Raw genomic sequence first — 12,919 nt, forward strand, 5'->3', positions numbered from 1 at the left:
ATTCCGCGCCGGAAACGGGTCAGGCGAGCAGGCGGGCCGGGGTGATGGGCAGGTCGCGGACGCGGATGCCGGTGGCGTGGTAGACGGCGTTGCCGATGGCCGCGGCGGTGCCGACGATGCCGATCTCGCCGATGCCCTTGGCGCCCATCGGGTTGAGGTGCCGGTCGTCCTCCTCGATCCAGGCCGCGTCGATCCGCTCGACGTCCGCGCACACCGGGACGTGGTACTGGGCCAGGTCGTGGTTGCTGAACCCGCCGAACTCGTCGTCGGTGACGGTCGCCTCCATGAGCGCCATGCCCAGGCCCATCGTCATGCCGCCGACGAACTGCGACCTGGCCAGGTCCTCGTCGATGATCCGCCCGGCGGCGAAGATGCCCAGCAGGTGCGACACGCGGACCTCGCCGGTGTCCATGTCCACCCGGACCCGGGCGAACTGGGCGCCGAAGGAGTGCCTGGCCAGGTCCTCCTGCGCCTTGATGGCGTCGGTGGTGTCGGCGGCCCCGTGCTTGCCGTCGCGCAGCGCCTCCTCGCAGGCGGCCACGACGGCCGAGCCCCAGGAGGCCGTGCCCATGGAGCCGCCGGCCAGCGGGGCGGCGGGCAGGTCGCTGTCGCCCAGCTCGACGCGTACCTGCTCGGGCGGGACGCCGAGCGCGGTCGCGGCGATCCTGGTCAGCGCGGTGCGGGCGCCGGTGCCGAGGTCGACGGCGGCCACGCGGACGACGTAGCCGCCGTTCTCGACGGTGGCGGTGGCCTGGGACGGGCGCCGCATGGCCGGGTAGGTCGAGGAGGCGACACCGGTGCCGATGAGCCAGCGCCCCTGGCGGCGGACGCCGGGTGTGGGGTCGCGGCCCTCCCAGCCGAACCGGCGGGCGCCCTCCAGCAGGCAGGCCACCAGGTTGCGGGAGCTGAATGGCCGGCCGCCCGCCGGCTCGGTCTCCGGGTCGTTGAGCACGCGCAGCTCGACCGGGTCCATGCCGGCGGCGATGGCCAGCTCGTCCATGGCCGACTCCAGCGCGTACATGCCGGGGCATTCGCCCGGAGCGCGCATCCACGACGGGGTGGCGACGTCCAGCCGGACCAGCCGATGGGCCGTGCGCAGCGCGGGCGTCTCGTACATGGTGCGGGCCGGGGTGGCGGTCTGCTCGGCGAACTCGACCAGCGTCGAGCTCTGCTCGGCGACCTCGTGGTCGACGGCGGTCAGGCGCCCGTCGGCGTCGGCGCCGAGCCGCACCCGCTGGATCGTCGGCGTGCGGTAGCCGGTGACGTCGAACAGCTGCTGGCGGGTCAGCGCCACCTTCACCGGCCGCCCGGCGGCGCGCGCCGCGAGGACGGCGAGCACGGTGCCGGGCCGGATGACGCCCTTGGACCCGAAACCGCCGCCGACGTGCCGGCACACCACGCGCACCCGCTCGGCGGGCAGGCCGAGCAGCTTGGCGATCATGTCGCGGGCGGTGGACACGCCCTGCGTCGCGTCGTAGACGGTCAGGTCGCCGTCACCGCTCCAGACGGCGAGCGTGGCGTGCGGCTCCATCGGGTTGTTGTGCATGGCCGGCGTCGTGTACGTCACGTCCACGGTGAAGGCCGCCGCGGCCAGCCCGGCCGCCACGTCGCCCTTCTCGGTGTCGGCGGGATAGAACGGGTTCACCTTCTCCGGCCGGTAGAGCCCGGGATGGTCGCCGCGCAGCCGTACGTCGTGCGGGTCCTCCTGATAGCTGACCCGCACCGCCCGCGCGGCCGCGCGGGCGTCCTCGTAGGTGTCGGCGACGACGGCGGCGACGATCTGCCCCCGATAGGCGACCTCGCGGCTCTGGAACAGCCCGAGCTCGGGGTCCGCGCCGGGCGCCAGCGCGGGGGGATCCTCGCTGGACAGTACGGTCAGCACGCCCGGCATGGCCAGCGCCCCGGCCATGTCGATCGAGGTGATGCGGCCCCTGGCGATCTCGGCCTGGACCGGGTAGGCGTAGGTGACGCCCTCGACGGGGTATTCGGCCGCGTAGGTCGCGCGGCCGGTGACCTTGTCGTGCCCCTCGATCCGGTTCATGGCGCCAGCTCCAGCAGGGTGCGGACGATGAGGTTGCGGGCCAGCGGCACCTTGTGCGCGTTGCGTGGCAGCGGACGGGCCCGGGCGAGCTCGGCGTCGGCGGCCCGGCCGAAGCTCTCCTCGTCCGCCCGGCCGCCGCGCAGCGCCTGTTCGGCGCGCTCGCACCGCCACGGCGCGTGCGCCACTCCCCCGAGCGCGATCCGGCACTCGCGCACGGTCCCGTCCGCGGCGACGTCGAGGGCGGCGGCGATGGACACCAGCGCGAACGCGAACGAGGCCCGCTCGCGGACCTTGCGGTAGCGGGCGGCGCCCGGCGGCGGGGCGGGCAGGTGCACGGCGGTGACCAGGTCGCCGGGCTCCAGCACGGTGTCCCTGCCGGGCTCGTCGCCGGGCAGCCGGTGCAGCCCCGGCATCGGGATCACCCGGTCGCCGCCGGGCCCCGTGACGTGCACGCGGGCGTCGAGCGCGGCCAGCGCCACCGCCATGTCGGACGGATGGGTCGCCACGCAGGCGGTGGAATGCCCCAGGACCGCCAGGTTGCTGTGGTCGCCGTCGATCGCCGGGCAGCCGGATCCGGGCCGCCGCTTGTTGCACGGCTTGGAGACGTCCTGGAAGTACGGGCAGCGGGTGCGTTGCAGCAGGTTGCCGCCGACGGTCGCCATGTTGCGGATCTGCCCGGACGCCCCGGACAGCACCGCCCGCGCCAGCATCGGATAGCGCTCGCGGACCAGCGGGTGGGCACCCAGGTCGCTGTTGCGCACGGCGGCGCCGATCCGCAGCCCGTCGCCGTCGGGCTCGACGCGGTCGAGCGGCAGCCGGCTCACGTCCACCAGGAACTCGGGCTCGGCCACGCCCAGGCGCATGAGGTCGACGAGGTTGGTGCCACCGCCCAGGTACATCGTGCCGGGCCGGAACCTGGCCACGGCGTCGGCGGGGTCGCCGGCCCGCGCGTACTCGAAGGGTCTCATCGCGCCACTTCCACGATCGCGGTGACGATGTTCGGGTAGGCGCCGCACCGGCACAGGTTGCCGCTCATCCGCTCGCGGATCTCCTCGGCCGTCAGCGCCGGGTCGGTGGCCAGGTCGTCGGTGATGGCGCTCGGGCCGCCCTCGGCCAGCATCCCGGCGGCCGAGCAGAGCTGGCCGGGGGTGCAGTAGCCGCACTGGAAGGCGTCGTGCTCGACGAAGGCCGCCTGGAGCGGGTGCGGCCGGTCGCCGTCCGCCAGGCCCTCGACGGTGGTGATGTCCGACCCGTCCTGCGCCACGGCCAGCGCCAGGCAGGCGTTGGCCCGCCGGCCGTCGATCAGCACGGTGCACGCGCCGCACTGTCCGTGATCACAGCCCTTCTTCGAGCCGGTCAGCCCGAGCCGTTCGCGCAACAGGTCCAGCAGCGAGACACGCGGATCCACGTCAACGGTCCGCCGCGTGCCGTTGACCTGCAGGGTGACCTCCATGGCGCTCGCCTACCCGGTGCGTGGACGGCTCAACCCGACTCTGTCCGGCCTGAAGAATGTCGGCCAAGATCCCTACACTCCACTGGCATGGTGAAAGTGAGCTTCGTCGATGAGACGGCCTCGGGCGAGCGCGACGCGGAAGACCTGGCCCGCGAGCTGTTGCTCATCGTTCAGAAGCAAGGGAGTCGGGAGCGGGACTGGGCCTCGGTGGTCGACGCCCTCGACGCCCACCCGCGGCCGGGCGAGTTCAGGCTGCGAGTGGCCATCGCCCTCTCCGACGAATACCTGCCCCACGCACTCATCAGTGCCCTCCTCCGGGGCGTGCGGCTGGATCAGCACCTTGACCTGGCCGCGGCATTCTTCACGAAGGTCGGCGAATCCTGGGTCTATCACGCCACCGACCTGCTCGCTCAGCTCGTGGATGCGTGGTTGCGGGCCGGTCGCGAGATCCCGGGGCCCGTGGCGGCCACGATCCGGCGCATGGCGCGCCAGTCTTACCGCGCGGACGAATTCCTCGACGTGATCGCCGGCCTCCCCGAGCATCTGATCCTCAATCCCGGCGAGGCGTGGGCCGATCAGGCCCTCGCCGATCTGTCCGCCCTTGGCGGGGGCTGGCGGGCGCTGATCGCGCACGCGCTGACAGCCACCTCGGCCAAGCCTTCCAAGGCGTGGGAGAAGCAGGCCCGGCTCCTGCTCGACGCGGTGGACGACCCGCAGGACACGATCATCAGGTGGCTGGCGCTGACCGGACGGCCGCGCACGGTGCCCATCCGGGGGGAGCGCGAGACCGTGCTCGACCCGCACAACGTGCTCGCCGTCCGCGGGCTGGTCTGGACGCTCACCCTGCTGCCCGCGAGCCCGGAGAGCGCGCGTGTGCTCGGCGATCTGGTGGAGACGGCCCTGCGCAAGGTTCCCGGCGTCGGCCCGCGCAATCCCCTGGTGGCCAACGCGGCCGTCCACGCGCTGTCGCGGATGGAGGGCGACCGGGCGCTGGCCCAGCTGGCCCGGCTGGCTTCCCGCGTCACGTACAAGGGGACGCTCAAGCTGCTCGACACGGCCCTCGACACGCGCGCCGCCGCGCTGGGGCTGACGCGTGACGAGGTCGAGGAGCTGGCCGTCCCGTCGTACGGGCTCACCGAGGTCGGCCGCCGTACCGTGTCTCTCGGCGACGTCACCGCGGAGCTGACCGTGACCGGCATCACGTGGCGCAACGCGGCGGGCCGCGCGGTCAAATCGCCTCCGGCGAGCGTCCGCCGCGAGCACGCCGAGGAGCTGGCCGAGCTGAAGGCGTCGGTGAAGGACATCGGCAAGATGCTCTCGGCCCAGGTCGAACGCCTCGACCGGCAGTTCCTGGCCCAGCGCGCCTGGCCGTACACGATATGGCGAGAGCGCTACCTGGACCACCCGCTCGTCGGCACGCTCGGCAGGCGGCTGATCTGGACCATCGACGATCGGCCGTGCGCGTACGCCGGAGGGCGGCTGCGCGCCGCCGACGACACGCCGGTCACTCCCGCCGAGGACGCGACGGTACGCCTGTGGCACCCGATCGGCCGGGATGTGCCCGAGGTGCTGGCCTGGCGCGACTGGCTCGAACGGCATGAGGTCACCCAGCCGTTCAAGCAGGCCCACCGCGAGATCTACCTGCTGACGGCAGCCGAGGAGAACACCGGCGTCTACTCCAACCGCTACGCCGCGCACGTCCTGCGGCAACATCAGTTCCACGCGCTGGCCGCGGCGCGCGGCTGGCACAACAGGCTGCGGCTGATGGTCGACGACGCCTACACTCCCGCCTTCCGCGAGCTGCCGGAGTGGGGGTTGCGTGCCGAGTTCTGGGTGGAGGGCATCGGTCACGACTTCGGCACGGACACGCTCGATTCGGGCGCCTATCTGCGCCTGGTAACCGATCAGGTGCGTTTCTACCCGTCCGGGGCGCCGGCGAACTACGGCCACGCCTCCGGCGGCGGCTACGAGCAGTGGCTCCGTGACGGCGCCGACCCGGTCCTGCCGCTGCCCCTGGACCAGGTGCCGCCGCTGGTGTTCAGCGAGGTGATGCGGGACGTCGACCTGTTCGTCGGGGTGGCCAGCGTCGGCAACGACCCGACTTGGCAGGACGGCGGGCCCGACGGCCGGTTCCGCGAATACTGGACCTCCTACAGCTTCGGCGAGCTGTCGGGCACCGCACAGACCCGCCGCGACCTGCTGTCCCGCCTGGTGCCCAGGCTGGCGATCGCCGACCGCTGCACGCTGGAGGACCGCTTCCTTCTGGTACGCGGGGACATCAGGACGTACAAGATCCACCTGGGGTCGGGCAACATCCTGATGACGCCGAATGACCAGTATTTGTGCATCGTCCCCAAGCAGGCTCCGGCGGCTGGTGCCGGGCAGGTGTTCCTGCCGTTCGAGGGCGACCGGGTGCTGGCCGTCATCCTCAGCAAGGCCATGCTCCTGGCCGACGACACCACGATCACCGACCCGACCATCACCCGCCAGCTCCGGCTGTGAGGCCGCCTCGACACGGAGGAGAAGACGGTGAAGACTTGACTGTGACGAAGGGGGATCGTCATGATCGAAGTCAAGAGCATCGACAAGCCCGACGAACGCCGCGACTTCCCGATGGGGCATCTCGAGGTATGCAACCTGACGGGCCTGGCCTTCGGTGTGGCCACGTTCGAACCCGGCTGGCGCTGGTCGGCGTCCATCAAGCCGATCGTGGGCACCGACTCGTGCCAGGTCCACCACAACGGGTTCGTCGTACGCGGCCGGCTCCGCATCCGGATGGACGACGGCACCGAGGCCGAGATCGGGCCGGGAGAGGTCTTCGTCGCCCCGCCCGGACACGATGCCTGGGTGGTCGGCAACGAGCAGGTCGAGGTGTACGACTTCGCGGGCGGCGCCGCGGAATACGCCAAGGCACGCAGCTTCTAGACAACGGCTCGCCGCGGGGGTTGGCACTTCGCGGCGAGCCCGGCTAATCCCGTTGCCGGCCCGGACCCTGTTCGCCAGGCTGAGCGGCATGCCGCTAGATCCGCGCCGCCTACACCGAGGAGTCGATAACCGTCTACCAGGCGTACGACCCGGCCATCGCCGCCCCCGCGGTCGCCGCGCAGCGGTTCGTGGCGCCCTTCAAACGGGACCGGATGACCTGGATCAAACCGTCGTTCCTGTGGATGATGTACCGCTGCGGCTACGCGACCAAGCCCGGCCAGACCCGCGTCCTGGCCATCGACCTCACCCGCGAGGGTTTCGCGTGGGCGCTGGCCCACGCCTGCCTCAGCCACCCTGGCCGGGACGGCGATCAGGAGAGCTGGAAGGAACGCCTGCGGCGCAGCCCGGTCCGCGTCCAATGGGATCCCGAGCGCGGCCCGCGCCACAACGCCCTCCCCTACCGATCCATCCAGGTCGGCCTGTCGGGCCGGGCCGTCGACCACTACCTCGACGACTGGACGGTCGCGATCACCGACATCACCGACCGGGTCCGCGATCTCCACACCGCGCTCCGCGACCGCCGGGACGTGACCGGCCTGCTCCCGCTGGAACGCCCCTACCCGCTGCCGGAGGATCTCGCCCAGGCCATCGGCGCGACCACCTCCTGATCCATCAGGTGACAGGACCGGGTCCCCGGATGGCACGGGGAGACGCGCCGAGCTCGCGACGGCAGGCCTTGTTGAACGCCTGCAGGTCGGGGATCCCGACCACCGCGGCGATGGCCGAGATCGACAGCGTCGACTCCCGGAGCAGGTGGCGGGCCCGTTCCATGCGGCGGCGCCGGATGTAGGCGATCACCGTGTCCCCGGTCTCGGCGCGGAGCAGCCGGGTGAGATGGTTGTGCGACATTCCGGCCGCGGCGGCGACCTGCGGAACCGTCAGCGGCCCGGCCAGGTTGGCCTCGATGTGGGCGACGGCGGCCGAGACTGCGGCGTGCGACCGGCCGCCCTCCAGGGCGGGAGAGAGCTGGACGATGCGCCAGAGCACCGCCCACACCTCGGCGACGGCCCGCGACGGCGTTCCCGGCGACGCCGCGACGGCCTGCCGGAGCATCGCGGCCAGCAGCGGCGCCTCGGCCCCGGCGTCCTGCATCACCGGCACCGTATGGGCCTGGCCCACCTCCGCCGGGCGCACGTGCGCGTACACGTGCTCCGAGCGGCCCCGATAGCGGTAACGCACCTGTGTGCCCGGCGGTATCAGGCTCACCCGGCCCGGCCTGATCGCATGCGTCACGCCGTCGATCTCCACCTCGGCCGGGTAGCCGTACAGGTGCAGCTGCCACAGGTCGGGCAGCCGGAACACGTCGGTCAGGCTGCGGATCCCGTGCACACCCACCCCGACGTTCGCCACCGACGGCGGTTCGTCCAGCCTGATGAGCACCCGATCCATGGTGAAACTTAACCACAACTCGGTGAATGCATCCCATTACATAGATGTGTGGTGTCTTTAGATTCGACGTATGCAAACCACCTTGCTGACTTCAGCACAGATGGCCCGCTTCGTGGCACACGGCTCCCTGCGGATGGACGCGGTCGTGCCCGCGGAGATGAACGAGCAGGCGATCGACGTGCTCGAGGCGGGCATCCCGGCCGTGCCCTACGGCACGCCCGTGACCGAAGCCTTTCCGGCGGGCTCCTTCGCCCGCCGCCTCGTCGAACTGCCCGCCGTCGCGGGCGCGCTGCGCAGCCTGGTCGGGCCGGACCCGACCGTCGACCATCACGCCGTGCACATCCGTGAGCCGCACGGAGGAAGCGCCCAGCCGCTGCACGGCGACGCGATCATCGACACCCGGACGGACGCCTTCGACGTGCAGCTCATGTACTACCCGCACGAGGTGACCGCCGAGATGGGCGGCACGCTGAGCGTGCCGGGCAGCCATCTGCGCCGCACCAACGAGAGCGACACCGGCCGCTACCAGAACCTGCGCGGTCAGACCCGGCTGACCTGCCCCGCGGGCACCGTCGTCATCCTGCACCACGGCCTCTGGCACGGCGGGCGGCGCAACGACGGTGATGTCCGCAGGTACATGTTCAAGATCCGGTTCAACCCCACTGTGCCGCAGGTCCGCCTGTGGGACACCTCCGACCTCGACAAGCCGGACGTGCTCACCGAGCTGAGCCGTCGTTTCCCTTGGTACGAGCCGGCCACCGGGCGCCTGGAGGTCTACAACCGAGCCAAGCTCTGGCGGGCGCTGACCGGCGACGCCACCTTCGACATCGACTACTTCGTGACCCGCGTCAGCAACCGCCCTGGGAGGGTCGCGTGAAGCAGCAGGTTCTCGTTCTCTATCTGGCCACTTCGGCGCTCGACGCCGCTGTCGTCGGCTGGTCCCGATACGACGGCACCGGTGCGACCAACCCCACAACGGGCGACGGCGACGAGCCGCCCTACGAGACGGGAGTCGAGGCGCTGCGTGACGGCTGGCGGCTGTTCCAGGCCTCCCAGCTGATCCCGCCGTACCCCGGCCACGAGTACGACACTTCGTTCCTCAAGCACGAGTTCTTCTTCGAGAAGCTGTCCTGAGCCCGCTCAGAGCGCTATGACGACCTTGCCCGGGACGTGGCCCTCTTCCTGGTATTTGACGGCCGCCGGGAGCTCCTCGAACGGGTAACTGCGGTCGATGACCGGAGTGACCTTGCCGGCTTCGATGAACTGGGTGAGCGTCATCAGGTTCTGTCGGTTCTCGGTGCATCTGACCACGTCTGTCATGACCATTCTCTGCGACACGAACGGCGACAGCGCCAGCGCCGCGAACACGTGCCCAGCCGGTTGGAGCCATCGGCTGGGCGCCCCGCCGATGGCGACGTAGGTCCCCTTGGGCGTCAGCACCCGCCGGCAGGCCGTTCCCGAACGGCCGCCGGCGATGTCCAGCAGGAGATCGTAACGCCGGCAGCTCTGGGTGAAGTCCTCTTTGGTGTAGTCGATGATCTCGTCCGCGCCGATGGATCGGACCAAATCCGCGTTCCGGGCGCTGCAGACGCCGGTGACCTCCGCGCCGAACGCCTTGGCGAGCTGCACGGCGAAGGTCCCCACCCCTCCCGAAGCCCCGTTGATGAGCACTTTCTGCCCCGGCTGGATCCGCCCCTGGTCGCGCAGGCCCAGCAGGGCGGTGTTGGCCGCCATCGGGACCGCCGCCGCCTGCTCGAAGGTGAGGTTCTTCGGCTTCGGCGCCAGCTCGCCCTCGCGGACGCAGACGTACTCGGCGAAGCCGCCCTGGTTGACCTGCGCATACACCTCATCGCCCGGGCTGAACCCGGTCACGTCCGCGCCGACCGCCTCGACCTGTCCCGCCATGTCGGCGCCCAGGATGCTGATCTTCGGCCCGCGTAGCCCGAGGCTGCCGGGCATGAGGCGCGCGATGTACGGCTCGCCTCTGAGGTGGTGCCAGTCGTAGGGCTGGACGGAGGTGGCGCGCACCCGGACCAGCACCTCGTCGCCGCGGGGCACCGGCCTGTCGATCTCGGTGACGGCCAGGTCATCGGGTGATCCGTACGAGCGTAAGACGACCGCCTTCATCATGTCTCCTTGGTTTCGTACAACGTAAGTCGTACGTCGTAAGGTACTCTTACGACGTAAGGCGGTCAAGGAGGGACGTTGATGAGATGTACCGGCGATCGGTGCCGCGAAGGTCAGGCGGTCTCGCGCATCCCGTCGAGCCCGTCGAGGATCAGATCGAGCCCGAACTCGAACTCGGTCTGGTCGTCGCACCAGCCCAACGTGGAGTCGGGGTCGTCATGGGCGATCTCTCTCAGCATGCCGACCAGGTGGGGCAGCCGCTCGGCCATGGCCTCGAGCATGGCGGAGGATTCCTCGCCGCCGGCTCCGTCGCCCGGGTCGAACATCTCCTGGGTGAATCCCAGGGCCCGGCTCCCCAGCGCGTGCAGCGCGCGGTGGACCAGGTCGTAGGAGAAGCCGCCGTCTCGCATGAGCCCGATCAGGGCGTCGAAGTACTGCACGACGGGTGGGCTCACGTCGGCACGGGTCTCGAAGACGCGCGGCGCCCAGGGGTGGCGCAGGAGGACCTCGCGGGCGGTCAGGACTCTCTGGCGCACGGCCGACTTCCAGGCCGCGCCCTGGGAAGGCACGTCGATCCGGCCGACGGCCTCGTTGATCTCCCCGGCGATCACCTCGACGATGCCGTCGAGCACGTCTTCCTTCTTGGCCACGTGGTAGTAGAGCGACATCGCCTCGGCGCCGACCTCTTCCGCGAGGCGGCGCATCGTGAGCGACTCGATGCCGCTCTCGTCGGCGAGCTTGACCGCGGCCCGTAACACCCGATCTCTGCTCAACGGGATGCGGGGCTCGGTCCTTGGTTCATTGCGGGTGGCCACTGAGATCAACCCTCCTCCGCAGCTCATCGTACAAGTTGACCTGCTCTCCTTAAGGACGGAGATTCCCGTGCCGCTTGCGCGGCAGCTCATGCCGCTTGTGCGGCGTGTGCTGTGGGACGGGGTGCTTGACGTTTCTCGGACCCGGGTGGGTCTCCACGCCCTGGGACGACCAGCCCGGCCGCCCGATATCTGGCCAACGTGTTCTTCGCCCCGACGATGTCGGCGTGCTCGGCGTGCCCGCAGGCGGTGCAGGAGAAGACCGCTTGGCTCTCGCGGCTCTTGTCATCCACCTTTCCGCAGGCAGGTGCCGGGCACGTTTGTGAGGTGTACGGGGCCGGGACCTTCGCCACGACGATCCCGGTGTAGCGGGCCTTGCTCCGCAGGGCGCTCTCCAGGCCGTACCAGCCTTTGTCCAGGATCGCCTTGTTCAAGGCGGACTTCGCCGCCGCGCCATTGCGCAGGTATCGGCCCTCCTGGCCGGGGTCGGGCTTGGGTCGCACGGCGGTGGTCATAGCGCCGATGTTGAGGTTCTCCAGGACCACGACGCCGTAGCGGCGGGTGAGGCGGTGCGCGGTCTGCGCGTGGAGATCCGCGCGCCGCCATCGGACGCGGCGCATGATGGCGCCCATCGCCGCGACGACCTGCTGACGCCGCCCAGAGCCCTTCTTCGACCGGGCAAGCCGCCGCTGCAGCCGCAGATAACGTTCCGCCTCCCCCGCAGCCAGGAACCCGAGATCGCTCTGCCGGTCCTGTCGCCGCTCAGGAGGCGACACCAGGCTGGACACGCTGTCGGTTCCAGCGTGGCGGCGGTCGAAGAACTCCCCGTCGGAGGTGACCGCCGCCGTGACCACACCCCGGTCCACCCCGGCGTGCGCGTCGGGATGGATGTGCTGGTCAACCTGAGCCAGGCCGTCCTCCACCAGGAACGAGATGAACCAGTGCGCGCCGTCGCGCGAGACGGTCGCGGACTTCACCACCCCACCCAGCGGGCGCGACATCCGAAACCGCGCCCACCCGAATTTCGGCAGGAACACCCGGCTCCACCTGCGGTTGATCCGCTCGACGGGGGTGTGTTTCGGAGTGGGGAACCGAAACGACGGCCTCCACGTCGTCCGCGACTTCCAACGAACCTTCCACGTGCCATGCTTGCGGCACGCCTTATCCAGGTCCTTCAGCGTCTGCTGGATCACCTGGGCGGGAGCGTCCGCGAGCCAGGCACAGTACGGATCCTTCTTCGCCTCGGCGAGCTGCGCGCACTGCTCCTCGTAGCTGAGGTATGCGCCTCGCCGCCGGTATTCGCGGCGCTGCTCGAGGCCGGTGTTCCACACGGCCCGGCAGATCCCGCCCAGCCGCTCGGCGAACGCCCGCTGCCCGAAGTCGAACTCCAGGCGGTACTTGCGGCCCGCCAACATGCGCAACACCCCTCGCCCTCGGGGACGCCCACAGTCTCACTGACTCGAACACATTATCATCTGGTCTATGAGCCAGGAAGTGGAATATCGGCGAGGCAGGCATGTGGTTTCCGCGATGCATGTCCATCTGGTCTTTGTCACCAAATATCGCACAAACGTGTTCGACGACGCGATGCTGCGCCGCTGCGAAGACATCATGATCGAGGTGTGCGACAGTTTCGAGGCCGAGCTACGCGCGTTCAACGGCGAACACGACCACGTCCACCTGCTCGTCCACTACCCGCCCAAGGTCGCGATCAGCAAACTCGTCAACTCGTTGAAGGGCGTCTCCTCGCACTACCTCCGCAAGGAGTTCACCAGCCTGGTCAACCCTGCCCTCATGCACGGCCCCTTCTGGTCACCCTCCTACTTCGCCGCCTCCTGCGGCGGAGCGCCACTATCGATCATCAAGGCCTACATCGAACAACAGCGCCGCCCCACCTGACCGCTTCCGGGTCCGCGCTACGCGGCCCCAGGCTGCCCCGCCTCCGGCGGGCCATCCCTGACGGGACCGCATTCACCCCCGGTCTGAAGGACTCCGTTGCCCAATTCGGTGGGTCATGCGGTGAGTGTCAGGTCGAGGCGCGCGAAGTGTGAGACTCGGGTCGCGCCGAGGGGTGTCTGGGTGAGCCAGGCGTCCAGGCGGATGAGGTTGATC

General features: G+C 70.3%; 13 protein-coding genes. 6 read left to right on the forward strand and 7 right to left on the reverse strand.

Annotated features, from left to right (window positions below; translation table 11 throughout):
* Positions 1 to 19: 19 nt before the first annotated feature.
* The 3 genes from KME78_RS60895 to KME78_RS60905 are packed head-to-tail and all read right to left on the reverse strand — an operon-like array spanning position 20 to position 3,494.
* Entirely contained in the window at positions 20 to 2,041 is a 2,022-nt protein-coding gene (locus KME78_RS60895; RefSeq protein ID WP_219539441.1) for a xanthine dehydrogenase family protein molybdopterin-binding subunit, read from the reverse strand.
* The gene (locus KME78_RS60900; protein WP_219539442.1) at positions 2,038 to 3,009 is read right to left on the reverse strand and encodes an FAD binding domain-containing protein; all 972 of its coding nucleotides are present in this window, start codon (positions 3,007 to 3,009) and stop codon (positions 2,038 to 2,040) included. Before KME78_RS60900 ends, KME78_RS60895 begins: the two co-directional genes overlap by 4 nt.
* A complete protein-coding gene (locus tag KME78_RS60905; protein WP_219539443.1) occupies positions 3,006 to 3,494 on the reverse strand; it encodes a (2Fe-2S)-binding protein in 489 nt (162 codons plus the stop codon). Before KME78_RS60905 ends, KME78_RS60900 begins: the two co-directional genes overlap by 4 nt.
* Before the next feature lie 87 nt (positions 3,495 to 3,581).
* On the opposite strand from KME78_RS60905, the gene KME78_RS60910 reads away from it, so the two are divergent.
* The 3 genes from KME78_RS60910 to KME78_RS60920 all read left to right on the forward strand — a co-directional run bounded on the left by KME78_RS60910 (position 3,582) and on the right by KME78_RS60920 (position 7,087).
* On the forward strand, positions 3,582 to 5,996 hold the full coding sequence (locus KME78_RS60910; protein ID WP_219539444.1) for a DUF4132 domain-containing protein: 2,415 nt from the start codon (positions 3,582 to 3,584) through the stop codon (positions 5,994 to 5,996).
* Between the two features lie 60 nt (positions 5,997 to 6,056).
* Positions 6,057 to 6,419 carry a cupin domain-containing protein gene (locus KME78_RS60915; RefSeq protein ID WP_219539445.1) on the forward strand — a complete coding sequence of 121 codons (363 nt, stop codon included), beginning with the start codon at positions 6,057 to 6,059 and terminating at the stop codon, positions 6,417 to 6,419.
* Positions 6,420 to 6,517: 98 nt separating this feature from the next.
* Entirely contained in the window at positions 6,518 to 7,087 is a 570-nt protein-coding gene (locus KME78_RS60920) for a DUF4291 domain-containing protein (protein ID WP_219539454.1), read from the forward strand.
* A 4-nt stretch (positions 7,088 to 7,091) separates the two neighbouring features.
* Here KME78_RS60920 and KME78_RS67775 read toward each other — a convergent pair whose 3' ends face one another.
* Positions 7,092 to 7,859: a helix-turn-helix domain-containing protein gene (locus tag KME78_RS67775; protein ID WP_219539446.1), complete on the reverse strand. Its 768-nt coding sequence runs from the start codon at positions 7,857 to 7,859 to the stop codon at positions 7,092 to 7,094.
* A gap of 79 nt (positions 7,860 to 7,938) precedes the next feature.
* Here KME78_RS67775 and KME78_RS60930 point away from each other — a divergent pair, with 79 nt between their 5' ends.
* Both KME78_RS60930 and KME78_RS60935 read left to right on the forward strand, forming a co-directional pair.
* A complete protein-coding gene (locus KME78_RS60930; RefSeq protein ID WP_219539447.1) occupies positions 7,939 to 8,745 on the forward strand; it encodes a phytanoyl-CoA dioxygenase family protein in 807 nt (268 codons plus the stop codon).
* Positions 8,742 to 9,002: a hypothetical protein gene (locus KME78_RS60935; RefSeq protein ID WP_219539448.1), complete on the forward strand. Its 261-nt coding sequence runs from the start codon at positions 8,742 to 8,744 to the stop codon at positions 9,000 to 9,002. The genes KME78_RS60930 and KME78_RS60935 overlap by 4 nt, the downstream gene beginning before the upstream one ends.
* Before the next feature lie 6 nt (positions 9,003 to 9,008).
* On the opposite strand, the gene KME78_RS60940 is transcribed toward KME78_RS60935, so the two are convergent.
* The 3 genes from KME78_RS60940 to KME78_RS60950 all read right to left on the reverse strand — a co-directional run bounded on the left by KME78_RS60940 (position 9,009) and on the right by KME78_RS60950 (position 12,222).
* On the reverse strand, positions 9,009 to 9,998 hold the full coding sequence (locus KME78_RS60940) for an NAD(P)-dependent alcohol dehydrogenase (protein ID WP_246654960.1): 990 nt from the start codon (positions 9,996 to 9,998) through the stop codon (positions 9,009 to 9,011).
* 110 nt (positions 9,999 to 10,108) lie between these two features.
* On the reverse strand, positions 10,109 to 10,810 hold the full coding sequence (locus tag KME78_RS60945; protein WP_219539449.1) for a TetR/AcrR family transcriptional regulator C-terminal domain-containing protein: 702 nt from the start codon (positions 10,808 to 10,810) through the stop codon (positions 10,109 to 10,111).
* Between the two features lie 86 nt (positions 10,811 to 10,896).
* The gene (locus KME78_RS60950; RefSeq protein WP_219539450.1) at positions 10,897 to 12,222 is read right to left on the reverse strand and encodes an RNA-guided endonuclease InsQ/TnpB family protein; all 1,326 of its coding nucleotides are present in this window, start codon (positions 12,220 to 12,222) and stop codon (positions 10,897 to 10,899) included.
* Positions 12,223 to 12,289: 67 nt separating this feature from the next.
* On the opposite strand from KME78_RS60950, the gene tnpA reads away from it, so the two are divergent.
* Positions 12,290 to 12,706 (forward strand): IS200/IS605 family transposase, encoded by a 417-nt coding sequence (tnpA, locus tag KME78_RS60955; RefSeq protein ID WP_219539451.1) that lies wholly within the window; start codon positions 12,290 to 12,292, stop codon positions 12,704 to 12,706.
* Positions 12,707 to 12,919 lie beyond the last annotated feature (213 nt).

It is taken from the genome of Nonomuraea guangzhouensis (assembly GCF_019396345.1).
Classification (GTDB): domain Bacteria; phylum Actinomycetota; class Actinomycetes; order Streptosporangiales; family Streptosporangiaceae; genus Nonomuraea; species Nonomuraea guangzhouensis.